The organism is Pseudomonas salmasensis (assembly GCF_014268375.2).
Lineage (GTDB): Bacteria > Pseudomonadota > Gammaproteobacteria > Pseudomonadales > Pseudomonadaceae > Aquipseudomonas > Aquipseudomonas salmasensis.
The window spans coordinates 4,546,353-4,571,568 of sequence record NZ_CP077083.1; the positions used below are offsets into that span (position 1 = coordinate 4,546,353).

Here is a 25,216-nt window from a genome sequence, read left to right on the forward strand (position 1 = left end):
AGGGTTCCGCCCTGACGGCGGCTCACTTTTGAAAAGCGCAAAAGTAAGCAAAACGCTCTTGCCCCACCACTCGGCACCTCGCTTAGGCTCGGTGTGCCCGAACGCAGGCTTGAATCCGTGGGCCGCCGCCACGCGCCATCCATGGCGCGGGGCGGCTAACCCGGCGTCCTGCCGGGTTACCCACGAATTCAAGCCTGCGTTCGGCCAGCGTGGTTTAACGGGGCGCCTAAGATCAAGATCAAAAGCAGATCAAGATCAAGAGCGGCTCGCTTCGTATCGTGGAGTGTGTGGCCCGGCGCGGTCACTGTGGGAGCTGGCTTGCCTGCGAAGGTATCGACTCGGTGTGCCTGAATCACCGAGTTGACTGGATCGCAGACAAGCCAGCCCCCACAGTTGATCTCCATTATCTGGAGTACCGCGTCTATTTAGCTGGCGGGTTGATTAGGCTTGTAGTCCTTAAGCAGCAAGTACGTGCTCCACCCCCACCAATCATTGGTCCAGTGCTTGTCGTTCAAATCGTTGACGTCCTTGCGCCGCAGTACCTTGTCCCCCTCCATCTTGAACAGCGGCGAGAAGTTATTTGCCGGGTTTTGCGCGGCGTTCAGGTCGGGCACATACAGCGGTGCCTTGAACTCAGCCGGGGAGGGCGCGATGCCGCTGATGAAGGTGTCGAAGATTTCATCTGCCGAGGCCTGTACGGCCCGTTTGACCTGCACGCGATTGTCGGCGTCGATGCTGTCGAAGTAGCGCTTGTCGCCGTAGGCATGCCACTGAGCGCCCATGGCATTGCGCACCTTCAGCCCGAACTTGCTGTCTTCATCGTGCATGAAGCGGCTGATCAGCGAGCCGAGTTCTCCTGGCGTCACCACTGCCGCCAGTTGTTTGCGCGGTACCCGCAGGTGGCCGGCGGAAAACAGGTCGGTCAAAAAGTGATCGGCAAAGCTGTTCATGGCGTAGGCCAATTCCAGGGCCTGGTCGGTGCCGGTCTGATGGGCCACCACGGCCTGTTGCAGCGCCGCCGTGTGGCCGGCCAAGTAGGCCGACAAGGCCCACTCACCGAAGTGGTCGGCGTTGTCCGCTGCCAGTTTCAGGTAGCGGCCCAGCGGCACGAGGGCCGAAACAGCGCTGCCGCCGCCGGTGATGCGGTTCCACTCCTCGGACAACGTATCACCCAGGGCGTCGTAGGCTTCGTGCGGCTGTTTGCCGTCCTTGATCGCCTGGTTGACGGCGTTGATCTCCTTTTGCATCACCGCCAGGATCTTCTGCGCTTCTTCCCGTGAAGCGGGCAGCACGGCCAGGGAGTTGAAGGCCGCGGTGAAGCGTTGCACGCGCTCGGCCGGGGAGTTGCCATCGCTGATCGGTTGGCCGGGGATGCCATAGAAGTCGCCGCCCAGGGCGATCACTTGGCCGTAGGTCAGTGCGAGCCCGTTGGGCAGGTGCAGTTCGACTTGGCGCGCAGGGATAGCCGGGGCGTCCTTGCTGAAGCGAAGCAGGGTGTCATCGCCGATGGCGGTGTGTTCACCGCCTTCGAAGCGCAGGGTAGGCGGTGTTTTTTCGGGTGCTGCGAGTTCAAGACCTGACATGTTAGCTCCTTGCTATGTCGTAGGAATCTTCCGTGATAACTGTATATACATACAGTTATCTGAATCATAGGTGAGAAATTTCCTACGTCAAGAGCCGCGTCTTAAGCCTTCGCAGGATGACGCCGGATGAATTGCAGTTGACGAATTTATTTATAGTTGTACGATGACGTACGACATCACCAAAACCAACAACAACCTTTCGTAAGAAAGTCTTCGCCCAGGGTGTTCGAATAATGAATCCACAAGAACTGAAGTCCATCCTCTCCCACGGTCTGCTGTCCTTCCCGGTGACCGATTTCAACGCCCAGGGTGATTTTCACCAGGCGGGTTACATCAAGCGCCTGGAATGGCTGGCCCCTTATGGCGCCAGCGCCTTGTTCGCCGCGGGCGGCACGGGTGAGTTTTTCTCCCTGGCGGCCAGCGAATATTCCCAGGTGGTGAAAACCGCCGTGGATACCTGTGCGTCCAGCGTGCCGATCCTGGCCGGTGTAGGCGGTGCCACCCGCCAGGCCATCGAGTACGCTCAAGAGGCCGAACGCCTCGGCGCCAAAGGGTTGTTGCTGCTGCCGCACTACCTCACCGAAGCCAGCCAGGACGGGGTTGCCGCCCACGTTGAGGCCGTGTGCAAGTCAGTCAAGATCGGCGTGGTGGTGTACAACCGCAATGTCTGCCGCCTGACCGCACCGCTGCTGGAGCAACTGGCCGAGCGCTGCCCGAACCTGATCGGCTACAAGGATGGCCTGGGCGATATCGAGTTGATGGTGTCGATCCGCCGTCGCCTGGGCGACCGTTTCAGCTACCTGGGTGGCTTGCCGACCGCAGAGGTTTACGCCGCAGCCTACAAGGCCCTTGGCGTGCCGGTGTACTCCTCGGCGGTGTTCAACTTCATTCCCAAGACCGCGATGGATTTCTACCACGCCATTGCCCGCGAAGATCACGCCACCGTTGGCAAGATCATCGACGACTTCTTCCTGCCGTACCTGGATATCCGTAACCGCAAGGCTGGTTACGCGGTGAGCATCGTCAAGGCCGGTGCGAAAATCGTCGGTTATGACGCAGGCCCCGTGCGTACGCCACTGACCGATCTGCTGCCGGAAGAGTACGAAGCCCTTGCTGCGCTGATCGACAAGCAAGGCGCGCAATAAATTATCCACAAGGCCGCTGAGCAATCAGCGGCCTTTTGCGTCAGGAGAAGATTCGTGTCCCAAGCAAAGCGTTTTGAGAACTACATCAATGGCGAATGGGTAACCGGCGCCGACTACTGCACCAACATCAACCCGTCGGATGTGTCCGACGCCATTGGCGAATATGCCAAAGCCGACGTGGCCCAAGTCAACGCGGCCATTGACGCCGCCCGCGCCGCGTTCCCGGCGTGGTCCACCTCCGGTATCCAGGCGCGTCACGATGCGCTGGATAAAGTCGGCAGCGAGATTCTCGCCCGTCGTGAAGAACTCGGCACCTTGCTGGCCCGCGAAGAGGGCAAGACCCTGCCCGAAGCCATTGGCGAGGTGACCCGCGCCGGCAATATTTTCAAATTCTTCGCCGGTGAATGCTTGCGCCTGTCGGGGGACTACGTGCCCTCGGTGCGTCCGGGCGTCAACGTTGAAGTGACCCGCGAAGCCCTCGGTGTGGTGGGCCTGATCACCCCGTGGAACTTCCCGATTGCCATCCCCGCGTGGAAAATCGCCCCGGCCCTGGCCTATGGCAACTGCGTGGTGATCAAGCCTGCCGAACTGGTGCCGGGCTGTGCCTGGGCCTTGGCGGAGATCATCTCCCGCGCCGGCTTCCCCGCCGGTGTGTTCAACCTGGTGATGGGCAGTGGCCGTGTGGTCGGCGACGTGCTGGTCAACAGCCCGAAAGTCGATGGCATCAGTTTTACTGGGTCTGTGGGCGTTGGGCGTCAGATCGCCGTCAGCTGTGTCTCGCGCCAGGCCAAGGTGCAGTTGGAAATGGGCGGCAAGAACCCGCAGATCATTCTCGACGATGCCGACCTCAAGCAGGCTGTCGAGCTGTCGGTTCAGAGTGCGTTTTACTCCACGGGCCAGCGTTGCACCGCCTCGAGCCGCCTGATTGTTACTGCCGGGATTCACGACCAGTTTGTCGCGGCGATGGCCGAGCGCATGAAGTCGATCAAGGTCGGCCACGCGTTGAATAGCGGCACCGACATTGGCCCGGTGGTGTCCCAGGCCCAATTGGATCAGGACCTTAAATACATCGACATCGGCCAGAGCGAAGGTGCCCGGCTGGTGAGCGGCGGCGGCCTGGTCACCTGCGACACCGAAGGCTATTACCTGGCGCCCACACTGTTTGCCGACAGTGAAGCGGCGATGCGCATCAGCCGTGAAGAGATCTTCGGCCCGGTGGCCAACGTGGTGCGCGTGGCGGACTACGAGGCGGCGCTGGCCATGGCCAACGACACCGAGTTCGGCTTGTCGGCGGGCATCGCCACCACCTCGCTCAAACATGCCAACCACTTCAAGCGCCACTCCCAGGCCGGAATGGTGATGGTCAACCTGCCGACGGCGGGGGTGGACTACCACGTTCCATTTGGTGGCCGTAAGGGTTCATCCTACGGTTCGCGTGAGCAGGGTCGCTATGCGCAAGAGTTCTACACCGTGGTGAAAACCAGCTACATCGGTTCGTAACACGCAGCACCCTCCCTGTAGGAGCGAGCTTGCTCGCGAAAAACTCAAATTCACCGCGTGCATCCTGAATGCCCGCGTAATCGTTGAAGTCTTTCGCGAGCAAGCTCGCTCCTACAGGGGGGGCACAACCAGGCAATACAAAATCATTACCCGCAAAAAAAATAATTAGTGGGAGTACTTCTACATGCAAGCGACCAAGCCGACCCATGTCCGCTATTTGATCCTGCTCATGCTGTTCCTGGTGACCACGATCAACTACGCCGACCGGGCCACCATCGCTATCGCCGGCTCCAGCCTGCAAAAAGACCTCGGCATCGACGCGGTCACCCTCGGTTATATCTTCTCTGCATTCGGTTGGGCCTACGTGGCCGGGCAAATTCCCGGTGGCTGGCTGCTCGATCGTTTCGGCTCGAAAAAAGTCTATGCCTTGAGCATCTTCACCTGGTCGCTGTTCACCGTGCTGCAAGGCTATGTCGGTGAGTTTGGCGTCTCCACTGCAGTAGTCGCGCTGTTTATGCTGCGCTTCATGGTGGGCTTGGCCGAGGCGCCGTCGTTTCCGGGAAATGCCCGTATTGTTGCGGCGTGGTTTCCTACGGCTGAACGCGGCACTGCGTCGGCCATCTTCAACTCGGCCCAGTACTTCGCCACGGTGTTGTTCGCGCCGTTGATGGGCTGGATCGTCTATCGCTTTGGCTGGCAGCACGTGTTTATAGTAATGGGCGTGATCGGCATTGTTTTCTCGCTGATCTGGCTGAAAGTTATCCACAGCCCGCGCCAGCATCCGTTGATCAATGAGGCTGAGTTCAATCACATTGCCGCCAATGGCGCGATGGTCGATATGGATCAGGACAAGGGCAAGGGTAAGAAAACCGACGGGCCGAAGTGGGATTACATCCGTCAACTCCTGACCAACCGCATGATGCTCGGCGTCTACCTGGGCCAGTACTGCATCAATGGCATCACCTACTTCTTCCTGACCTGGTTTCCGGTGTACCTGGTGCAGGAGCGTGGCATGACCATCCTCAAGGCTGGTTTCATTGCTTCGTTACCGGCGATCTGCGGCTTTATCGGCGGGGTGCTGGGCGGGGTGATTTCCGACTACCTGCTGCGCAAAGGCCACTCGCTGACCTTCGCGCGCAAGGCGCCGATCATCGGTGGCCTGCTGATTTCCAGCAGCATCGTGGCGTGCAATTACGTAGACATCGAATGGATGGTGGTGGGCTTCATGGCCTTGGCCTTCTTCGGCAAAGGCGTTGGCGCACTGGGTTGGGCGGTGGTGTCTGACACCTCGCCGAAACAAATCGCCGGGCTCAGTGGCGGCTTGTTCAACACCTTCGGTAACCTGGCCTCGATCACCACGCCGATTGTGATTGGCTACATCATCAGCACCACCGGCTCGTTCAAATGGGCGCTGGTGTTCGTCGGCGCCAACGCGCTGGTGGCGGTGTTCAGTTACCTGGTGATTGTCGGTCCGATCAAGCGCGTGGTGCTCAAGGAGCCGCCTACCCAGGGCCCTGAGTTGACCAACCTTTCTCAAGCGCATTCCTGAGGTTCGTGTGATGCAGTTGATTGAACATGCCGACTCGCCGCGCTCGATCCGTTTGCACGAGCGCGACAATGTGGTGATCGTGGTGAACGATCAAGGGGTACCCGCCGGTACCGAGTTTCCCGACGGCCTGGTCACCGTGGATTTCATCCCGCAGAGCCACAAGGTCACCCTGGAAGACATCCCCGAGGGCGGCCAGATTATTCGCTACGGCCAGACCATCGGTTATGCCCTGGCGCCGATTCCGCGCGGCAGTTGGGTGCAGGAGGACCAGTTGCGCATGCCCACCGCACCGCCGCTGGACAGCTTGCCGCTGTCCACCGAGGTGCCTGAAACCCAGGCACCCCTGGAGGGGTTTACCTTCGAGGGCTATCGCAATGCGGACGGCACCGTGGGCACGCGCAATATTCTCGGCATTACCACCACCGTGCAATGCGTTACCGGCGTGCTGGACCATGCGGTCAAGCGCATCAAGGACGAGTTGCTGCCTCAATACCCGCATGTCGATGATGTGGTGGCGCTGACCCACAGCTACGGCTGCGGTGTGGCAATTACGGCGACGGATGCCTACATCCCCATCCGCACCGTGCGCAACCTGGCGCGTAACCCCAACCTGGGCGGCGAAGCCTTGGTGATCAGCCTGGGCTGCGAAAAGCTCCAGGCCGGCCAGGTGATGCACGACAACGACAGCTCCGTGGACCTGAGCGAGCCTTGGCTGTATCGCCTGCAGGACTCCAGCCACGGCTTTACCGAAATGATCGAACAGATCATGGCCCTGGCCGAGGTGCGCTTGAAGAAACTCGACCAGCGCCGCCGCGAAACCGTGCCGGCCTCCGAGCTGATCCTGGGCATGCAGTGCGGCGGCAGCGATGCGTTTTCCGGCATCACCGCCAACCCGGCGCTGGGCTATGCCTCGGATCTGTTACTGCGCGCCGGCGCGACGGTGATGTTTTCCGAAGTGACTGAAGTGCGTGATGCGATTTACCTGCTGACCTCACGCGCGCAGAACGAGGACGTCGCCCGCGAGCTGGTCAGGGAGATGGACTGGTACGACCGTTACCTGGCCAAGGGGGAAGCAGACCGTAGCGCCAATACCACGCCGGGTAACAAGAAGGGCGGGCTGTCGAACATTGTCGAAAAATCCTTGGGCTCCATCGTCAAATCCGGCAGCAGTGCGATCAATGGCGTACTTGGCCCTGGCGAGCGCTTCAAGGAAAAGGGCCTGATCTTCTGCGCCACACCGGCCAGTGATTTTGTCTGCGGCACCTTGCAACTGGCGGCGGGGATGAACCTGCACGTGTTTACCACCGGGCGCGGCACGCCTTACGGGCTGGCGATGGCGCCGGTGGTGAAGGTTTCGACCCGCACCGAGCTGGCCCAGCGTTGGCCGGACCTGATCGATATCGACGCCGGGCGCATTGCCACGGGGCGCGCGAGTATCGAGGAGCTGGGCTGGGAGCTGTTCCACTTCTATCTGGATGTGGCCAGCGGCAAGAAGCAGACCTGGGCGGAGCGGCACAAGCTGCATAACGACATCACGCTGTTCAACCCGGCGCCCATTACCTGAGACCCGGCGCTAACCCTGTAGGAGCGAGCTTGCTCGCGAAAAACGCCAACGATAACGCGTGTTAACTGAATGAACGCGGCGCCTGGGAGTTTCTCGCGAGCAAGCTCGCTCCTACATTTGAAGTGCGTTGCCCACACGAACCCGCTCGTACTGGCTTATCATTAGCCAACTAACGACGCCCACCAAGGTTCTCCCCGGCATGCTGGCAATCTTCCTCACCACCCTCACGATCACCGCGCCGGTGTTTGCCATGCTGTTCCTGGGCGTGTTCTTAAAGCGCATCAACTGGATCAATGACAACTTTATCCACACCGCATCGTCCCTGGTGTTCAACGTGGCCATGCCGGCGCTGCTGTTCCTGGGCATTTTGCATGCCGACCTGCACTCGGCGCTCAAGCCGGGGCTGCTGATCTATTTTTGCGTTGCCACCCTGGTGAGCTTTGCCATGGCCTGGGGCTGGGCGATCTTTCGTTGCAAACGCGAAGACCGAGGCATCTACGCCCAGGGCGCGTTTCGTGGCAACAACGGGGTCATCGGCCTGGCGCTGGCAGCCAGTATGTACGGCGACTACGGCATCTCCCTGGGCGCGATCCTCGCCGCGCTGGTGATCCTCTTTTACAACACGCTGTCGACCATTGTGCTGGCGGTGTATAGCCCGGTGATCAAGTCCGACCCGTGGAGTATCTTCAAAAGCGTAATGGCCAACCCGCTGATTATCAGCGTGATCGTCGCCACGCCGTTCGCGTACTTCCAGATCGGCGTGCCCGGTTGGCTCGAGAAATCCTTGCAGTATCTGTCTGATACCACGCTGCCGTTGGCATTGATTTGCATCGGCGGCACCTTGTCCATGGCCGCGCTGCGCAAGAGCGGCAACATGGCCTTGAGCGCGAGCCTGATGAAGATGATCTGGCTGCCGGTGATCGCCACCCTGGGCGCGTGGTTGCTGGGGTTCCGAGGGCCGGAGCTGGGGATTCTGTTCCTGTATTTCGGTGCGCCGACTGCGGCCGCGAGCTTTGTGATGGCTCGGGCGGCGGAAGGGAATCATGAGTTGGCGGCGGCGATTATCGTAATCACCACGCTGATGGCGGCGGTGACCACGAATATCGGGATTTTTGTGTTGCAGGCGGGTGGCTGGATCTGAAATAGGTGGGGCAGCTTGAGGCCGCATCGCAGGCAAGCCAGCTCCCACATGTGGAAGTGTGAATACCTTCAAGTGTGGGAGCTGGCTTGCCTGCGATAGCTACAGGGCAGTCACTGCTGATCGGCCTGATACGCCTCAATCACTTCCTGCGCCGCCCGAAACGCATCAATCGCCGCCGGCACCCCGGCATACACGGCGCAATGCAGCAGCGCTTCGCGAATCTCCTCGACCGTACAGCCATTATTCAGCGCACCGCGCACATGGCCCTTGAGTTCCTGCGGGCACTTGAGAGCGGTGAGGGCGGCGAGGGTGATCAGGCTGCGGGTCTTGAGTGGCAAACCTTCGCGGTTCCAGACGCTGCCCCATGCGTGCTCATTGACGAAGTCCTGCAGCGGCTGGGTGAACGCTGTGGCATTACCCAGGGCGCGGTCGACGAACGCATCGCCCATGACCTGGCGACGCACTTCAACCCCGGGCTTTTTCTGATCGGTCATTGCGATTCCCTCTTGTGTTGGCGGTGCCAGGCGCGCAGTGAGGTGAACAACAGCAGAGCGCCTAACGCCGGCAGGACGTAATACAGCATCAATTGTTCAAGCTTGTTGGCCAGCGGCATGCCAGTGGTGAAGGCCATGACATGCAGTCCGTAGGCCAGGTACAGCCCCAGCAACACCAGCCCTTCGATGCGCGTTACCCGGTAGCCGGTATAAAACACCGGCAGGCACAGGATGATGGCGCCGAGCATCACCGGTAAATCGAAGTCCAGGGCGTTGGGCGAGACCGACAGCGGCGTCGGCGCCACCAGTGCGGTAAAGCCCAGCACTCCGAGCAGGTTGAACAGGTTGCTGCCGATCACGTTGCCCACGGCGATCTCCCGTTCGCCACGCAACGCGGCGATCAGCGACGTGGCAAGGCACGGCAGCGAGGTGCCGACGCCGATCAACGTGAGGCCGATGACGCGCTCCGACAATCCGAGATCGCCCGCTACATCCACCGCTGCGCCGAGCAACAAATGCCCGGCCAGCACCAGCACCAGCAAGCCGCCGAGCATCAGCAGCACACTGCTCAGCCATGGCGCTTTGGCAACGGTGTCGAGGGTGCGCGGGCGGCGGGAGTGGCGTGTCTGGTAATGCAATACGCCCAGGTAGGCCACCAGTGCCACCAGCAGCACGGCGCCATCGAAGGGCGTCAGCATTTCATTAGCTGCGAGGATAAACACCAGCAGGCCGGCGACGATCATCACCGGGATATCCACGCGCACCAGCTGCCGCGAGACCCGCAGCGGAATGATCAGTGCGGACAAGCCCAGGGTCACGAGAATATTGAAGATGCTGCTGCCGATGACGCTGCCTACGGCAATGTCCGTGTTGCCGGCCAGCGTGGCCTGCAGGCTGACGGTCATCTGTGGCGCACTGCTGCCGAAGGCGACGATGCTCAAGCCGATGATCAGTGGCCGCACCTTGAGGCTCGCCGCCAGGCGCACCGCAGCGCGTACCAGGATTTCAGCGCCGATGATCAGCAAGATCAGGCCGCCCACCAGTTCGAGCAGGCTCCAGGGCGAGAGGGCGTTTAATCCGAAAATGCTCAAGGCTGCCTCGGTCAGTTGTTTAGGGCTTGCACGCGAACCCGTGCGGTACCGCTGCGCAGCATGCGCAGTTGCTCGGCAGCCTTGCGTGAAAGGTCGATCAGGCGGCCACGGGTATGCGGGCCGCGATCATTGATACGCACCACGACAGACCGATTGTTGTCGAGGTTGGTCACCTTGACCTGGGTGCCGAAGGGCAGGCGCCGATGGGCGGCGGTCAAGGCGTTCTGGTTGAAAGGTTCACCGCTGGCGGTTTTCTTGCCATGGTGCTTGGCGCCGTAATAGGAGGCAGTGCCGGTTTCGTCGTAGCCGTTGGGGTCGATGAGGCCGCTGGCGCAACCGGCCAGCAGGGAGGACAGGGCCAGGAGGCCGAGTAGACGCTTCATTGTCAGGAAGTCCCAGATGTAAATGTGGGAGCTGGCTTGCCTGCGATAGCATCGGCTCGGTGTAACTGAAACACCGAGGTGCCTGAATCGCAGGCAAGCCAGCTCCCACAAAAGGTCGGGGTGTAGGTGAAACTCCACTCCAACCATTTCACCGCAATCAGCCTTCGAGCTTGCTTTTGAGCAGTTCGTTCACCTGTTGCGGGTTGGCTTTGCCCTTGGAGGCTTTCATCGCCTGGCCGACAAAGAAGCCGAACATCTTGCCGCGCTTGGCTTCGTCTGCCGCACGGTATTGCTCGACCTGCTCGGCATTGGCCGCGAGCATTTCATCGAGTACGGCCGAGATGGCGCCGCTGTCGGTGACTTGCTTGAGGCCACGCTTTTCGATGATCTCGTCGGCATTGCCTTCACCAGCTGCCATCGCTTCGAACACGGTCTTGGCGATTTTGCCGGAGATGGTGTTGTCCTTGATGCGCAGCAGCATGCCACCCAGTTGCTCGGCGGTGACCGGTGCTTCGTCGATCTCCAGGCCCTGTTTGTTCAACAGGCTGCCCAGCTCGACCATTACCCAGTTAGCCGCCAGCTTGGCGTCGCCGGCAATGCTCACGACCTTCTCGAAGTAGTTGGCTTGCTCACGGCTGGAGGCCAGAACGCTGGCATCGTAGACGGAAAGGCCGAACTGCTCCTGGAAGCGCTCGCGTTTTTGCTGCGGCAGTTCGGGCAGGGTGGCGCGGATGTCATTGAGGAACGAATCCTCCAGCACCACCGGCAACAGGTCCGGGTCGGGGAAGTAACGGTAGTCGTTGGCTTCCTCTTTGCTGCGCATGGCGCGGGTTTCGTCTTTGTTCGGGTCGTACAGGCGCGTTTGCTGGATCACCTTGCCGCCGTCTTCGATCAGCTCTATCTGGCGACGCACTTCGCTGTTGATCGCCTTCTCGATGAAGCGGAACGAGTTGACGTTCTTGATCTCGCAGCGGGTGCCGAACTCGACCTGGCCCTTGGGGCGGATCGACACGTTGCAGTCGCAACGCAGCGAGCCTTCGGCCATGTTGCCGTCGCAGATGCCCAGGTAGCGCACCAGCGCGTGGATGGTCTTGACGTAGGCCACGGCCTCCTTGGCGCTGCGCATGTCCGGCTCGGACACGATCTCCAGCAGCGGCGTGCCGGCACGGTTCAGGTCGATGCCGGTGGCACCCGGGAATTCTTCGTGCAGGCTTTTGCCGGCGTCTTCTTCCAGGTGCGCACGGGTGACGCCGACGCGCTTGATGGTGCCGTCTTCCAGGGGAATGTCCAGGTGGCCCTTGCCGACAATCGGCAGTTCCATCTGGCTGATCTGGTAGCCCTTGGGCAGGTCCGGGTAGAAGTAGTTCTTGCGCGCAAACACGTTGTGCTGGCCGATCTCGGCGTCAATCGCCAGGCCGAACATCACTGCCATGCGCACCGCTTCCTGGTTCAGCACCGGCAGCACGCCGGGCATGCCCAGGTCTACCAGGCTGGCCTGGGTATTGGGCTCGGAGCCGAACGTGGTGGCGCTACCGGAGAAAATCTTCGATTGGGTGGCGAGCTGGGTATGAATCTCCAGCCCGATCACAACTTCCCATTGCATAGTGTTCTCCTCAGAAGCCGGTAGGGGTGCGGGTGTGCCAGTCGGTGTTCAACTGGTACTGGTGCGCCACATTGAGCAGGCGGCCTTCCTGGAAATACGGGGCGAGCAATTGCACGCCCACCGGCAGGCCATCAAGGAAACCTGCGGGCATGGACAAGCCCGGCAAGCCCGCGAGGTTGGCGGTGATGGTGTAGAGGTCTTCCAGGTACTCGGCGATCGGGTCGCCGGTCTTGGCGCCGATCTTCCACGCCAGGTTCGGCGCGGTCGGGCCGAGGATCACATCGACTTCTTCAAAGGCGGCCATGAAGTCGTTCTTGATCAGGCGACGGATTTTTTGCGCCTTGAGGTAGTACGCGTCGTAGTAGCCGGCCGACAGGGCGTAGGCCCCGACCATGATCCGGCGCTGCACTTCACTGCCGAAGCCTTCGCCACGGGAGCGCTTGTACAGGTCGGTGAGGTCTTTCGGGTTCTCGCAGCGATAGCCGAAGCGCACGCCGTCGAAACGCGACAGGTTGGAAGACGCCTCTGCTGGCGCGATCACGTAGTAGGCGGGAATCGCGTGCTGGTTGTTCGGCAGGCTGATTTGCTTGATCACGGCGCCAAGCTTTTCCAGCTCTGTGATGCTGTTTTGTACCAAATCGGCGATACGCGGGTCGAGGCCGGCGCTGAAGTATTCCTTCGGCACGCCGATGCGCAGGCCCTTGATCGAGGTGTTCAGGCTGGCGCTGTAGTCCGGCACTGGCTCGTCGATGCTGGTGGAGTCCTGTTTATCAAAGCCTGCCATGCCTTGTAACAATATTGCGCAGTCTTCAGCCGTGCGTGCCAGAGGGCCGCCCTGATCCAGGCTCGACGCATAGGCAATCATGCCCCAGCGCGACACGCGACCGTAGGTCGGCTTCAGGCCGGTGAGGTTGGTGAAGGCGGCTGGCTGGCGGATCGAACCGCCGGTGTCGGTGGCGGTAGCGGCGGGCAGGAAGCGCGCGGCCACGGCCGCAGCCGAACCACCGGAGGAACCACCCGGTACGTGTTCCAGGTTCCACGGGTTTTTCACCGCGCCGTAATAGCTCGACTCGTTGGCCGAACCCATGGCGAATTCGTCCATGTTGGTCTTGCCCAAGGTCACGGCCCCGGCAGCGGCCAGCTTGGCGACCACAGTGGCGTCGTAGGGCGCCTTGAAGTTGTCGAGCATCTTCGAGCCGCAGCTGGTGCGAATGCCCTGGGTGCAGAACAGGTCCTTGTGGGCGATCGGTGCGCCAAGCAGCGCGCCGTTCTCACCGTTGGCGCGACGGGCGTCGGCGGCCTTGGCCTGGCTCAGGGCCAGCTCTTCGGTGAGGCTGATGAAGCTGTTGACCTTGGGATCGAGCGCGGCAATACGCGCAAGCAAAGCCTGGGTCAGCTCTTCGGAAGAAAACGATTTGTCGGCGAGACCGCGGGCGATCTCGGCCAGAGTCATGTGATGCATGAAAGGCTCTTTCCCTTTAGTCGATGACTTTCGGAACCAGGTACAGGCCGTTTTCGACCGCTGGCGCGATGGACTGGTAGGCCTCGCGATTATTGCGTTCGGTCACGACGTCTGCGCGCAGGCGCTGGCTGGCTTCCAGTGGGTGAGCCAGGGGCTCGATGCCGTCGGTATTCACGGCCTGCATTTGGTCGACCAGCCCGAGAATGCTGTTCAGGGCTGCGGTGGTCTGTGGAAGATCGGCATCATTAAGGCCAAGCGAGGCCAAATGTGCGATTTTTTCCACGTCGGAGCGTTCAAGCGCCATGGGATTCTCCAGTGGAAAACAGAACGGAGGGCGTCCGTGTGTTAGATTGTCGGAACACTACCGCATTTCTACGGTCATAAGGCCGCGATTGTGGGGGTTGGTGCACAGAAAGTCGGCCAATTTAGCACATTGGCGCCTTGCCCAAAATCCCTGTCGTTGTTAGAGTTTGCCGCACTTTTTTACCCACGCGTTGCCTAGGGTCCTTTCCCCATGTTCAAGAAACTGCGTGGCATGTTTTCCAGCGATCTCTCCATTGACCTGGGCACTGCCAACACCCTTATTTACGTGCGCGAGCGCGGTATCGTTCTGAATGAGCCATCGGTTGTGGCCATTCGGACCCATGGTAATCAGAAAAGTGTCGTTGCCGTTGGCACCGAGGCCAAGCGCATGCTCGGCCGTACACCAGGCAATATTGCTGCCATTCGTCCGATGAAGGATGGCGTGATCGCCGATTTCAGCGTCTGCGAAAAGATGCTGCAGTACTTCATCAACAAAGTTCACGAAAACAGTTTCCTGCAGCCCAGCCCTCGCGTGCTGATCTGCGTTCCGTGCAAGTCCACCCAGGTTGAGCGTCGCGCCATCCGTGAATCGGCCCTTGGCGCCGGTGCCCGTGAAGTCTTCCTGATCGAAGAGCCGATGGCCGCTGCGATCGGTGCCGGCCTGCCGGTTGAAGAAGCACGCGGTTCGATGGTGGTGGATATCGGTGGTGGTACGACCGAAATCGCCCTGATTTCCCTGAACGGTGTGGTGTATGCCGAATCCGTACGCGTGGGCGGCGACCGTTTCGACGAAGCGATCATCACGTATGTGCGTCGTAACTACGGCAGCCTGATCGGCGAATCCACCGCCGAGCGCATCAAGCAGGAAATCGGCACCGCTTACCCAGGCGGCGAAGTGCGCGAAGTCGATGTGCGCGGTCGCAACCTGGCCGAAGGCGTTCCACGTGCCTTCACCCTGAACTCCAATGAAGTGCTGGAGGCTCTGCAAGAGTCTCTGGCCACCATCGTTCAGGCCGTGAAAAGTGCACTGGAGCAATCGCCGCCGGAGCTGGCTTCCGATATCGCCGAGCGTGGCCTGGTACTGACCGGTGGTGGCGCCTTGCTGCGCGACCTCGACAAGTTGCTGGCCCAGGAAACCGGCCTGCCGGTGATCGTCGCCGAAGACCCGCTGACCTGTGTTGCCCGTGGCGGTGGTCGTGCGCTGGAAATGATGGATAAACACACCATGGACCTGCTCTCCAGCGAATAAGATTGCCTGGATGGTTCATGCTTCGTCGGCAGGCAGCACTTTGCAGTGCTGCCTGTTGGCGTTTATCTTCTTCAATCTGCATCCAGGCCGGTTTGATGCCGTATGAATAAAGAGAACATTTGCCTGGGAGGAGCGGCTTATTAAACCGCTTTTCGCCAAAGGCCCCTCATTGGGTGTGCGCTTATTGGTGCTGACCGTGCTTTCGGTCGCGCTGATGGTGGTCGATGCCCGCTTTGCACTGCTCAAGCCGGTGCGTAGCCAGATGTCGCTGGTGTTGATGCAGACCTACTGGATCACCGACCTGCCGCAACGTCTCTTCCAGGGCGTGTCCAGCCAATTTGGCAGCCGCACCGAACTGGTCGCCGAGAACGAAAAACTCAAGACTGAAAACCTGCTGTTGCAGGGGCGCATGCAAAAGCTGGCGGCCCTCACCGAGCAGAACGTTCGGCTGCGCGAGTTGCTCAATTCTTCCGCACTGGTCAACGAAAAGGTCGAAGTGGCCGAGCTGATCGGCATGGACCCCAACCCCTTTACCCATCGCATCATCATCAACAAGGGTGAGCGCGACGGTGTGGTGCTTGGCCAGCCAGTGCTCGACGCCCGTGGCCTGATGGGCCAGGTGGTGGAGTTGATGCCCTACACCTCGCGGGTGCTGTTGCTGACGGACACGACCCACAGCATTCCGGTACAGGTCAACCGTAACGGCCTGCGCGCAATCGCCAGCGGCACCGGTAACCCGGAACGCCTGGAGCTGCGCCATGTGGCCGACACTGCGGACATCAAGGAAGGCGACCTGTTGGTCAGTTCTGGCCTGGGCCAGCGCTTCCCGGCGGGTTATCCGGTGGCGACGGTCAAGGAAGTGATCCACGATTCCGGCCAGCCGTTCGCTATCGTTCGGGCGGTACCGACTGCCGCGCTGAACCGCAGCCGTTACCTGCTGTTGGTGTTCAGCGACAACCGTACCCCGGAAGAGCGCGCCAACGACGCCGCCCAGGCCCAGGAAGCGGAAGACCAGCAGAATGGCACCGCGCCCATCGTGCCGGCCACGGTGCCAAAACCGGCTTTTGTTGGTCCGCCTGCACCCGCGGCGACACCTGCACCAGCACCGGTGGCAACGCCCGCTCAACCGGCAGCGCACAACGCGCGCCCGGCTAAGCCGGCTGTAGCCAAACCCCCGGCCACTGCGCCGAGCACCGCTCCGACCACCACACGGCAGAGGGAGCAATAATGGCCGGTACTCATTCACGCAATGGCTGGATCGTCTGGCTGACCTTCGCTATCGGCTTGCTGCTCAGCGTTTCGCCGCTGCCGCAGTTCATGGAAATCCTGCGCCCGCTCTGGCTGGCCTTGTTGCTGGCGTTCTGGTCATTGAACCTGCCGCACAAGGTGGGCATGGTCACAGCGATGTGCCTGGGGTTGGCCGAAGATGTGCTGTATGGCACCTTGCTGGGCCAGAACGCGTTGATCCTGACCCTGATTACTTTCCTGGTGCTGTCGCTGCAGCAGCGCTTGCGCATGTTCCCGATGTGGCAGCAGTGTTTGGTGATCCTGGTGATCTTCGGCCTGGCGCAGTTGGTGCAACTGTGGCTCAGCGCGTTGACTGGCAACCGCCAGCCGACCCTGGCGCTGGTCTTGCCGGCGCTGGTCAGCGCCTTGTTGTGGCCCTGGATCAGTTTTGGTCTGCGTGGGCTGCGTCGCCGCTATAAAATCAATTGAATGGATTGCGAGGCTCTGCCTGGTTATCGAACCTCACAGGGAGAGGCTGCAATGAATTCGCTTTATCTGGCCTCGGGCTCCCCGCGGCGACGTGAACTGCTGGCCCAGATCGGTGTGCCCTTCACCCTGGTCAGCGCCGCTATTGATGAAACGCCTCTTAACAACGAACCTGCCGTTGCCTATGTCGAGCGCCTTGCGCGAGGCAAGGCGACGGCGGGTTTTGTTGCGCTTGGCCACACCTCGGGCACCTGCGTACTAGGGGCCGACACGGCGGTGATCGTGGATGGGCGGATCCTCGGCAAACCGGTTGATCAGGCCGATGCGCTGGCCATGCTGATGGCCCTTTCCGGCCGTGAGCATGAAGTGCTTACCGCCATTGCCCTGACCGACGGCCAGCAATGTGAAACCCGATGTGTCAGCAGCCGTGTACGTTTCCGCGAGGTTTCTGTGCAGGAGGCTACCACCTACTGGCACAGTGGCGAACCGCAGGACAAGGCTGGCGGCTATGCTATCCAAGGGCTGGGTTCGGTATTTGTGGCCGGGCTTAATGGCAGTTATTCCGCCGTGGTGGGCCTGCCAGTCTGCGAAACCGCGCAACTGCTCGCCCAATTCGGCATACCCTGTTGGCAAAACCTTACCGTGTGCTGAACGCCGTATTCCAGCGCCAAGCCTTAAGCGACCGGTCACTATTGTGAAAACGCCTGAACGAGACCCAGCCATGAGTGAAGAGATTCTGATCAATATCACGCCGATGGAATCGCGCGTGGCGGTGGTAGAGAACGGTGTTCTGCAAGAAGTGCATGTCGAGCGCACCCAAAAACGCGGGATCGTCGGCAATATCTACAAAGGCAAAGTGGTGCGCGTATTGCCGGGCATGCAGGCGGCCTTCGTCGACATCGGCCTGGACCGTGCAGCGTTTATCCATGCCTCGGAAATTTCCCTGCGCGAAGGCCCTGCGGTGGAAAGCATCAGCGCTCTGGTGCACGAGGGCCAGAGCCTGGTGGTGCAAGTCACCAAGGATCCTATCGGTTCCAAGGGCGCCCGCTTGACCACCCAGCTGTCGATTCCCTCGCGCTACCTGGTGTACATGCCGCGAACTGCCCATGTGGGCATTTCCCTGAAGATCGAAGATGAAGCCGAGCGCGAGCGCCTGAAGAAGGTGGTCAGCGACTGCGTCGCCGCCGAGGGCATCAAGGAAGCGGGCGGGTTTATCCTGCGCACCGCCGCAGAGGGCGCTGGCGCGGATGAAATTCTCATGGATATTCGCTACCTGCGGCGCCTGTGGGACCAGATCGACGCGCAGATCAAGACCATCGGCGCGCCCAGCGTCATTTATGAAGACCTTGGCCTGGCGTTGCGCACGCTGCGCGATCTGGTCAGCCCGAAGATCGAGAAAATTCGCATCGACTCGCGGGAAACCTTCCAACGCACCACGCAATTTGTCGCCGAGTTGATGCCAGAAATCGCTGATCGCCTGGAACACTACCCCGGCGAGCGGCCGATCTTCGACCTGTATGGCGTCGAAGACGAAATCCAGAAAGCCCTGGAGCGCAAGGTGCCACTCAAGTCCGGCGGCTACCTGGTGGTAGACCCGGCAGAAGCGATGACCACCATCGACGTCAACACCGGTGCATTCGTGGGCCATCGCAACCTTGAAGAGACCATCTTCAAGACCAATCTCGAAGCGGCCACGGCTATCGCCCGTCAACTGCGCCTGCGCAACCTGGGCGGCATCATCATCATTGACTTCATCGACATGGAAGATGAAGAGCACCAGCGCCAGGTGCTGCGCACGCTTGAGAAGCAACTGGAACGCGATCACGCCAAGACCAACATCATCGGCATCACCGAGCTGGGCCTGGTGCAGATGACCCGCAAGCGCACGCGCGAAAGCCTTGAACAGGTACTGTGCGAACCGTGCAGCAGCTGCCAGGGCCGCGGCAAATTGAAGACCCCGGAAACGGTTTGCTACGAGATTTTCCGCGAGATTTTGCGCGAGGCGCGCGCCTACCAGGCCGAAGGTTATAGAGTACTTGCCAATCAGAAGGTGGTGGATCGCCTGCTGGACGAAGAGTCCGGTAACGTCGCCGAACTGGAAAGTTTTATCGGTCGCACCATTCGCTTCCAGGTCGAAACCATGTATTCCCAGGAACAATACGACGTGGTGTTGCTCTGATCCCCAACTGTGCACTTTCTTCGAGACCGGCAGACCTTTATCTGCCGTCCGCTAACTGTTTTTTGAGGGTCGCCTGACATGGAGCGTCTGATACGCTTTTTTGCCGCTTTGACCCGTTGGGGCCTGGGCCTGTGCGCGTTGTTGCTGGTATTGGCGGCGGTGTACGTGAGCCTGGGGCGCGAACTCACCCCGCTGGTGGCCGAATACCGCGCCGAAGTCGAAGCCAAGGCCCAGGCTGCGCTGGAGACGCCGCTGCATATCGGTAGTCTTGAGGGACGCTGGAGCGGGTTTGCCCCGGTATTGCTGGCCCACGACGTCATGGTCGGCGAGGGCAGCAGTGCCGTGCGCCTGGACCAGGTGGAAGTGGTGCCCGATATGTGGGCCAGCCTGTTGGCCCGCGAAGTGCGCATCGCTCACCTGCAAGTCAGTGGCCTGCAACTGAGCGTCAAGGAAGACCAGGAAGGCCGCTGGACCCTGCAAGGCTTGCCAGTGCAGGACGACCAGCCGTTGGACCCGCAACAACTGCTGACGCGCATGCAAATGGTCAAGCGCGTGTCGGTGCTGGACAGCCAGGTGACCCTGCAACCCTTCGACCAGGCGCCGGTGACCGTGACCTATGTGGGCCTGAGCCTGCATACCGGCATGAGCCAGCAGCGTCTGGACGCTCGCCTGACATTGCCCGATGGCCAACCGTTGGCGGTCAGCCTGCGTAGCCGCATTCGCGCCAGCCAGTGGCAAGACGCTGAGGTCGATGCCTACCTGAGCCTGCCGCAAAGCGACTGGGCCAAGTGGATTCCCGCCAGGCTGACCCAGCAATGGAAGCTGACGCAATTGAAGGCCGGCGGCGAGTTTTGGCTCAGTTGGGCCAAAGGTACGGTGCAAAGCGCGGCGGTACGCCTCAATTCGCCCCAAGTGAAGGGCAGTTACGCCGACCGTAAGCCGGTGCACCTTGAAAACCTGGCCCTGACCGCCTACCTGCAGCGCAGTGACACTGGCCTCAAGGTGCTGTTTGATTCCCTGGCGATGAACATTGGCGAAACCCGCTGGGAATCGCGCCTGCAATTGCAGCAGAGCCTGGCCACCGACAAGGAACAGGAAGTGTGGAAGTTGCAGGCCGACCGTCTCGACCTCACTCCCATCACACCGCTGCTCAACGCCTTGGCGCCGCTGCCGGACGGTTTCGCCAAGGCCGTCGAACACCTCAAAGCCACTGGCCTGTTACGCAATGTGCTGGTGGACTTTCGGCCGCAAGACACCACCGACCGCAAGCTCAGTTTTGCCGCCAACCTGGAGCGTGTCGGCTTCGATGCCTACTTTGGCGCGCCGGCCGCACGCAATGTGTCCGGCAGCATCAGTGGCGACCTGGGCCAGGGCGAATTGCGCATGGACAGCAAGGACTTTTCCTTGCATCTGTATCCGATCTTCGCCAAGCCGTGGCAGTACATCCAGGCCAATGCGCGCCTGACCTGGAAGCTGGACAAGCAAGGTTTCACCCTGATCGCCCCGTATATCAAGGTACTGGGCGAGGAGGGCAAGGTGGCGGCGGATTTCCTGATTCGCCTGCATTTCGACCACAGCCAGGAAGACTACATGGACCTGCGGGTCGGTATGGTCGATGGTGATGGGCGTTTTACCCCCAAGTATCTACCGGCGGTGTTGAGCCCGGCGCTGGATGAATGGCTGCGCACGGCGATCCTCAAGGGCGCGGTGGACGAAGGCTTCTTCCAGTACCAGGGATCGCTCAGCCACAACGCGCTGCCGGCGTCGCGCAATATCAGCCTGTTCTTCAAGGTGCATGATGCCGAACTGGCCTTCCAGCCGGGCTGGCCTCATGTGAACAAGGTCAATGGTGAAGTGTTCGTCGAGGAAAGCGGCGTACGCATCCTGGCGAGCAAGGGCCAGTTGCTCGACACCCAGGTCAAGGATGTCTACGTCAATATTCCCCACGCGCCAGCGGGCGGCGACAGCCATCTGCTGCTCACGGGCGGGTTCTCGGGCGGTTTGGGCGACGGCCTGAAGATCCTTCAAGAAGCGCCGATCGGCACGGCGTCCACGTTCGCTGGCTGGAAAGGCGAGGGCGGCCTGCAAGGTAGCCTGGATTTGGACATTCCACTGGTCAAGGGCGCTGAGCCCAAGATCGTGGTGGACTTCAAGACCGACAAGGCGCGCCTGCAATTGGCGGAGCCGCCTTTGGAACTGACCCAGCTCAAGGGTGATTTTCGCTTCGACAGCGCCAAGGGCCTGAGCGGGCAGAAGATCTCGGCCCAGGCGTTCGACCGTCCCATCACGGCGCAGATCTTTGCCGAAGGCAAGCCGGGCAATATCAGCACGCGGGTGACCGCCAATGGCCAGGTCACCGTCAAGCGCCTCACGGACTGGTTGAAAGTCAGCCAGCCGTTGCCGGTCTCCGGCGATATTCCGTACCAATTGCAAGTAATCCTCGACGGCGCAGACAGCCAGTTGATGGTCAATTCCAACCTCAAGGGTGTCGCGGTGGACCTGCCGGCGCCGTTTGGCATGCCGGCCAGCCAGGGCCGTGACAGCACCTTTCGCATGACTTTGCAGGGTGCTGAGCGCCGTTATTGGTTTGATTACGGCGAGTTGGCGAATTTCACTTTTGCCGCGCCGCCGAACAACTTCAATGATGGCCGCGGCGAACTGTTCCTTGGCGATGGTGATGCGGTGCTGCCCGGTGCCAAGGGCCTGCGCATTCGTGGCGTGCTGTCGGAGCTGGATATCGACCCCTGGAAGAAACTCGTGGATCGCTACACGGGAAATGATCCCGGTGGCAATGCCAAGCAACTGCTCAGTGGCGCTGATTTCAAAGTAGGCAAACTGACCGGGTTTGGTACCCAGTTTGACCAGGTCAGCTTGCAGCTTGATCGCAAGGCGGCAGCCTGGGGCCTGCAACTCGATAGCCAGCAAGCCAAGGGCGCGGTGAACCTGCCGGACGCCAAAGGCGCGCCGATTGCGGTCAACCTCAAGTATGTGAAATTGCCTGCGCCAGACCCAACTGCACAGGCGGACGAAAACGCGCCGGACCCGCTGGCCGATATCGACCCAAAAAGCATTCCGGCGCTGGATATTGCCGTCGACCAATTGTTCCAGGGTTCGGACCTGATCGGGGCCTGGTCGCTGAGGATCCGCCCGACCGCCAAGGGCCTGGCCTTCAATAACCTCGACCTTGGCCTCAAGGGCATGCTGCTCAAGGGCGCCGGGGGGTGGGAAGGTGCGCCAGGCGCCAGCAGCAGTTGGTACAAAGGCCGCCTCGATGGCCGCAACATTGCCGACGTGCTCAAGGGTTGGGGGTTTGCGCCTACGGTCACCAGTGAAGACTTTCATCTGGACGTGGATGGCCGCTGGCCGGGTTCGCCGGCCTGGGTGGGGCCTAAGCGGTTTTCCGGCAGCCTGGATGCCGCGTTCCGTAAAGGTCAGTTCGTCGAGGTGGAGGGCGGGGCCCAGGCATTGCGCGTGTTTGGCCTGCTTAACTTCAACTCCATTGGCCGGCGTTTGCGTTTGGACTTTTCCGACTTGTTCGGCAAGGGCTTGAGCTACGACCGGGTCAAAGGCTTGTTGGCCGCCAGTAATGGCGTGTTCGTGACCCGCGAGCCCATCACCATGACCGGGCCTTCCACCAATCTTGAGCTTAACGGCACCCTGGATCTGGTTGCCGATCGCGTCGACGCCAAGTTGCTGGTCACGTTGCCTGTAACCAACAACCTGCCGATTGCAGCGCTGATTGTCGGCGCGCCGGCCATTGGTGGTGCGCTGTTTTTGATAGACAAGCTGATCGGTGACCGGGTTTCGCGCTTTGCCAGTGTGCAATACAAGGTGCAGGGCCCTTGGAAGGATCCGAAAATCACCTTCGACAAGCCATTTGAAAAGCCAAACTGAGAGCCTGTGGAGTAGCATGGCCCCATGCTTTGTATGGAGTGTCGGCCCATGTCCTTTGCGGTAATTCAAATGGTCAGCCAGAGTGACGTGCTGGCCAACCTCGCCCAGGCGCGTCGCCTGCTGGAACAGGCGGCGGCCGGTGGCGCGAAACTCGCGGTGCTGCCAGAAAATTTTGCCGCCATGGGGCGCCGTGACGTGGCCGACATTGGCCGCGCCGAGGCGTTGGGCCAAGGGCCTGTGCTGCCCTGGTTGAAACAGGCCGCCCGCGACCTCACCTTATGGATAGTGGCCGGCACATTGCCGTTGCCGCCCAAGGACCAACCCCACGCCAAGCCCAATGCTTGCTCGCTGCTGATCAACGATCAGGGTGAAATCGTCGCTCGCTACGACAAACTCCATCTGTTTGATGTGGACGTAGCGGATGCTCGCGGTCGTTATCGCGAATCTGACGACTATGCTTTCGGTAACCAGGTGGTAGTGGCGGATACGCCCGTGGGCCGTGTGGGGTTGACGGTGTGTTACGACCTGCGTTTCCCCGAGCTGTACAGCGAGTTGCGCGCGGCGGGGGCTGAACTGATTACCGCGCCCTCGGCCTTCACGGCGGTGACCGGGGCTGCGCACTGGGATGTGCTGATTCGTGCGCGAGCCATCGAAACCCAGTGCTACCTGCTGGCGGCCGCCCAGGGTGGTGTGCATCCAGGCCCTCGGGAAACCTTTGGCCACGCAGCGATTGTCGACCCTTGGGGGCGGGTGCTGGCGCAACAGGATCAAGGCGAAGCGGTGTTACTGGCCGAACGCGATAGCAGTGAACAGGCGTCGATACGGGCGCGCATGCCGGTGACCAATCACCGGCGCTTTTTCTCGCAGGGCGCGCAGCGGCCTGCTTCAGAACGATGAATTTAAGGCCAAACCTATGAGCGAGTTGTTGTCCTCAGTCAGTGATCACCTTCTGGCAGCCGGTGGCGTGACCATCGAAAGCCTGCAAACCGTGCTGGGCGATCTGGCCGGGCCGGGTATCGATGCGGCTGACCTGTATTTCCAGGGGCAGATTTCCGAGTCCTGGGCGCTGGAAGATGGGATCGTCAAGGAAGGCAGTTTCAACCTTGACCAAGGCGTAGGCGTTCGCGCCCAATCGGGCGAGAAAACCGGCTTTGCCTACAGCAATGCGATCACCTTGGAGGCCCTGGGCCTGGCGGCGCGTGCGGCCCGTTCGATTTCCCGTGCCGGCCAAAATGGCACGGTGCAGGCGTTCAGTACCCAGGACGTGGCCCAGTTGTATGCGCCGGATAACCCCTTGGAAGTGATCAGCCGTGCGGAAAAGGTCGAGCTGCTCAAGCGTATCGACGCAGCTACCCGCGCCCTGGACCCGCGTATCCAGCAAGTGACCGTGAGCATGGCCGGCGTGTGGGAGCGCATCCTCGTGGCGTCCACCGACGGTGGGCTGGCGGCGGATGTGCGGCCGCTGGTGCGTTTCAATGTGAGCGTGATCGTCGAACAGAACGGGCGCCGCGAGCGCGGTGGCCATGGCGGCGGCGGGCGCACCGACTACCGTTATTTCCTCGCTGACGACCGTGCCATGGGCTATGCCCGTGAGGCGCTTCGCCAGGCATTGGTCAACCTGGAAGCGATTCCGGCACCGGCCGGCACCTTGCCGGTGGTGCTGGGCTCGGGTTGGTCTGGGGTGTTGCTCCACGAAGCCGTGGGCCATGGCCTGGAAGGCGATTTCAATCGCAAGGGCAGTTCTGCCTACAGCGGGCGCATGGGCGAAATGGTTGCGTCCAAGCTGTGCACCATTGTCGATGACGGCACCCTGGCCGGCCGCCGTGGTTCGCTGAGTGTCGATGACGAAGGGACGCCGACCGAATGCACCACCCTGATCGAGAACGGCGTGCTCAAGGGCTACATGCAAGACAAGCTCAACGCCCGCCTGATGGGCGTGGCGCGCACCGGTAATGGTCGTCGCGAGTCTTACGCGCACCTGCCGATGCCACGCATGACCAACACCTACATGCTCGGTGGCCAAAGCGATCCGGCAGAAATCATTGCCTCGGTAAAACGCGGTATCTACTGCGCCAACCTCGGTGGCGGCCAGGTGGATATCACCAGCGGCAAGTTCGTGTTCTCCACCAGCGAGGCGTACCTGATCGAAGACGGCAAGATTACCGCGCCGGTCAAAGGGGCGACGTTGATTGGTAACGGGCCGGAAGCCATGAGCAAGGTGTCGATGGTCGGTAACGACCTGTCGCTGGACAGCGGCGTGGGTACGTGCGGCAAGGATGGGCAGTCGGTGCCGGTAGGTGTCGGCCAGCCAACCTTGAAAATTGATGCGATCACCGTGGGTGGTACGGGATCGTAGGAACCGG

The 25,216-nt window shown here is 61.0% G+C and carries 20 protein-coding genes; 13 read left to right on the top strand and 7 right to left on the bottom strand.

Annotated elements, in window-relative coordinates:
• Positions 1-425: 425 nt before the first annotated feature.
• The gene (locus tag HU731_RS20355) at positions 426-1,583 is read right to left on the bottom strand and encodes a phospholipase (protein WP_186607333.1); all 1,158 of its coding nucleotides are present in this window, start codon (positions 1,581-1,583) and stop codon (positions 426-428) included.
• A gap of 233 nt (positions 1,584-1,816) precedes the next feature.
• Here HU731_RS20355 and kdgD point away from each other — a divergent pair, with 233 nt between their 5' ends.
• From kdgD to HU731_RS20380, 5 genes are all read left to right on the top strand, one after another.
• Positions 1,817-2,728, top strand: a complete 912-nt coding sequence (kdgD, locus tag HU731_RS20360) for a 5-dehydro-4-deoxyglucarate dehydratase (protein WP_032893575.1) — start codon at positions 1,817-1,819, stop codon at positions 2,726-2,728.
• A gap of 54 nt (positions 2,729-2,782) precedes the next feature.
• A complete protein-coding gene (locus HU731_RS20365) occupies positions 2,783-4,228 on the top strand; it encodes an aldehyde dehydrogenase family protein (protein WP_186607334.1) in 1,446 nt (481 codons plus the stop codon).
• Positions 4,229-4,412: 184 nt separating this feature from the next.
• Positions 4,413-5,777, top strand: coding sequence for an MFS transporter (locus HU731_RS20370; protein ID WP_186607335.1), 1,365 nt, complete (start codon positions 4,413-4,415; stop codon positions 5,775-5,777).
• A 10-nt stretch (positions 5,778-5,787) separates the two neighbouring features.
• Positions 5,788-7,341: a galactarate dehydratase gene (gene garD / locus HU731_RS20375; protein WP_186607336.1), complete on the top strand. Its 1,554-nt coding sequence runs from the start codon at positions 5,788-5,790 to the stop codon at positions 7,339-7,341.
• Between the two features lie 199 nt (positions 7,342-7,540).
• Complete coding sequence (locus HU731_RS20380; protein WP_032893571.1) at positions 7,541-8,482, top strand: AEC family transporter; 942 nt, start codon at positions 7,541-7,543, stop codon at positions 8,480-8,482.
• A 110-nt stretch (positions 8,483-8,592) separates the two neighbouring features.
• Here the strand turns inward: HU731_RS20380 and HU731_RS20385 are convergent, their stop codons facing one another.
• The 6 genes from HU731_RS20385 to gatC all read right to left on the bottom strand — a co-directional run bounded on the left by HU731_RS20385 (position 8,593) and on the right by gatC (position 13,819).
• A complete protein-coding gene (locus HU731_RS20385; protein WP_014716917.1) occupies positions 8,593-8,976 on the bottom strand; it encodes a carboxymuconolactone decarboxylase family protein in 384 nt (127 codons plus the stop codon).
• A complete protein-coding gene (locus HU731_RS20390; protein WP_186607427.1) occupies positions 8,973-10,019 on the bottom strand; it encodes a calcium/sodium antiporter in 1,047 nt (348 codons plus the stop codon). Before HU731_RS20390 ends, HU731_RS20385 begins: the two co-directional genes overlap by 4 nt.
• A 59-nt stretch (positions 10,020-10,078) precedes the next feature.
• Positions 10,079-10,450, bottom strand: coding sequence for a septal ring lytic transglycosylase RlpA family protein (locus tag HU731_RS20395; RefSeq protein ID WP_054897024.1), 372 nt, complete (start codon positions 10,448-10,450; stop codon positions 10,079-10,081).
• 157 nt (positions 10,451-10,607) lie between these two features.
• The gene (gatB, locus tag HU731_RS20400) at positions 10,608-12,053 is read right to left on the bottom strand and encodes an Asp-tRNA(Asn)/Glu-tRNA(Gln) amidotransferase subunit GatB (RefSeq protein ID WP_005784800.1); all 1,446 of its coding nucleotides are present in this window, start codon (positions 12,051-12,053) and stop codon (positions 10,608-10,610) included.
• 10 nt (positions 12,054-12,063) lie between these two features.
• Positions 12,064-13,515 (bottom strand): Asp-tRNA(Asn)/Glu-tRNA(Gln) amidotransferase subunit GatA, encoded by a 1,452-nt coding sequence (gene gatA / locus HU731_RS20405; protein WP_186607337.1) that lies wholly within the window; start codon positions 13,513-13,515, stop codon positions 12,064-12,066.
• A gap of 16 nt (positions 13,516-13,531) precedes the next feature.
• Entirely contained in the window at positions 13,532-13,819 is a 288-nt protein-coding gene (gene gatC, locus HU731_RS20410) for an Asp-tRNA(Asn)/Glu-tRNA(Gln) amidotransferase subunit GatC (protein ID WP_003188556.1), read from the bottom strand.
• Positions 13,820-14,029: 210 nt separating this feature from the next.
• Between gatC and mreB the strand changes: the two genes are divergently transcribed.
• The 8 genes from mreB to tldD all read left to right on the top strand — a co-directional run bounded on the left by mreB (position 14,030) and on the right by tldD (position 25,209).
• On the top strand, positions 14,030-15,067 hold the full coding sequence (mreB, locus tag HU731_RS20415) for a rod shape-determining protein MreB (protein WP_002555108.1): 1,038 nt from the start codon (positions 14,030-14,032) through the stop codon (positions 15,065-15,067).
• A gap of 169 nt (positions 15,068-15,236) precedes the next feature.
• Positions 15,237-16,295: a rod shape-determining protein MreC gene (gene mreC, locus HU731_RS20420; RefSeq protein ID WP_189661161.1), complete on the top strand. Its 1,059-nt coding sequence runs from the start codon at positions 15,237-15,239 to the stop codon at positions 16,293-16,295.
• The gene (gene mreD, locus HU731_RS20425) at positions 16,295-16,783 is read left to right on the top strand and encodes a rod shape-determining protein MreD (protein WP_003188558.1); all 489 of its coding nucleotides are present in this window, start codon (positions 16,295-16,297) and stop codon (positions 16,781-16,783) included. Before mreC ends, mreD begins: the two co-directional genes overlap by 1 nt.
• Before the next feature lie 51 nt (positions 16,784-16,834).
• Entirely contained in the window at positions 16,835-17,431 is a 597-nt protein-coding gene (locus HU731_RS20430; protein WP_186607338.1) for a Maf family protein, read from the top strand.
• Between the two features lie 70 nt (positions 17,432-17,501).
• On the top strand, positions 17,502-18,959 hold the full coding sequence (gene rng, locus HU731_RS20435) for a ribonuclease G (protein ID WP_003188562.1): 1,458 nt from the start codon (positions 17,502-17,504) through the stop codon (positions 18,957-18,959).
• A 78-nt stretch (positions 18,960-19,037) separates the two neighbouring features.
• Positions 19,038-22,853 carry a YhdP family protein gene (locus HU731_RS20440; protein WP_186607339.1) on the top strand — a complete coding sequence of 1,272 codons (3,816 nt, stop codon included), beginning with the start codon at positions 19,038-19,040 and terminating at the stop codon, positions 22,851-22,853.
• A 48-nt stretch (positions 22,854-22,901) separates the two neighbouring features.
• Complete coding sequence (locus tag HU731_RS20445; protein ID WP_044271623.1) at positions 22,902-23,750, top strand: carbon-nitrogen hydrolase family protein; 849 nt, start codon at positions 22,902-22,904, stop codon at positions 23,748-23,750.
• Positions 23,751-23,766: 16 nt separating this feature from the next.
• Positions 23,767-25,209, top strand: a complete 1,443-nt coding sequence (tldD, locus tag HU731_RS20450; RefSeq protein WP_186607340.1) for a metalloprotease TldD — start codon at positions 23,767-23,769, stop codon at positions 25,207-25,209.
• Positions 25,210-25,216 lie beyond the last annotated feature (7 nt).

Bases quoted from the DNA above. Each gene is read 5' to 3' on its own strand.
- HU731_RS20355 (WP_186607333.1), bottom strand. From the start codon at position 1,583: ATGTCAGGTCTTGAACTCGCAGCACCCGAAAAAACACCGCCTACCCTG.
- gatC (WP_003188556.1), bottom strand. From the start codon at position 13,819: ATGGCGCTTGAACGCTCCGACGTGGAAAAAATCGCACATTTGGCCTCG.
- HU731_RS20440 (WP_186607339.1), top strand. From the start codon at position 19,038: ATGGAGCGTCTGATACGCTTTTTTGCCGCTTTGACCCGTTGGGGCCTG.
- gatA (WP_186607337.1), bottom strand. From the start codon at position 13,515: ATGCATCACATGACTCTGGCCGAGATCGCCCGCGGTCTCGCCGACAAA.
- rng (WP_003188562.1), top strand. From the start codon at position 17,502: ATGAGTGAAGAGATTCTGATCAATATCACGCCGATGGAATCGCGCGTG.
- tldD (WP_186607340.1), top strand. From the start codon at position 23,767: ATGAGCGAGTTGTTGTCCTCAGTCAGTGATCACCTTCTGGCAGCCGGT.
- mreB (WP_002555108.1), top strand. From the start codon at position 14,030: ATGTTCAAGAAACTGCGTGGCATGTTTTCCAGCGATCTCTCCATTGAC.
- HU731_RS20395 (WP_054897024.1), bottom strand. From the start codon at position 10,450: ATGAAGCGTCTACTCGGCCTCCTGGCCCTGTCCTCCCTGCTGGCCGGT.
- mreD (WP_003188558.1), top strand. From the start codon at position 16,295: ATGGCCGGTACTCATTCACGCAATGGCTGGATCGTCTGGCTGACCTTC.
- gatB (WP_005784800.1), bottom strand. From the start codon at position 12,053: ATGCAATGGGAAGTTGTGATCGGGCTGGAGATTCATACCCAGCTCGCC.
- HU731_RS20385 (WP_014716917.1), bottom strand. From the start codon at position 8,976: ATGACCGATCAGAAAAAGCCCGGGGTTGAAGTGCGTCGCCAGGTCATG.
- HU731_RS20445 (WP_044271623.1), top strand. From the start codon at position 22,902: ATGTCCTTTGCGGTAATTCAAATGGTCAGCCAGAGTGACGTGCTGGCC.
- kdgD (WP_032893575.1), top strand. From the start codon at position 1,817: ATGAATCCACAAGAACTGAAGTCCATCCTCTCCCACGGTCTGCTGTCC.
- HU731_RS20430 (WP_186607338.1), top strand. From the start codon at position 16,835: ATGAATTCGCTTTATCTGGCCTCGGGCTCCCCGCGGCGACGTGAACTG.
- HU731_RS20370 (WP_186607335.1), top strand. From the start codon at position 4,413: ATGCAAGCGACCAAGCCGACCCATGTCCGCTATTTGATCCTGCTCATG.
- HU731_RS20380 (WP_032893571.1), top strand. From the start codon at position 7,541: ATGCTGGCAATCTTCCTCACCACCCTCACGATCACCGCGCCGGTGTTT.
- garD (WP_186607336.1), top strand. From the start codon at position 5,788: ATGCAGTTGATTGAACATGCCGACTCGCCGCGCTCGATCCGTTTGCAC.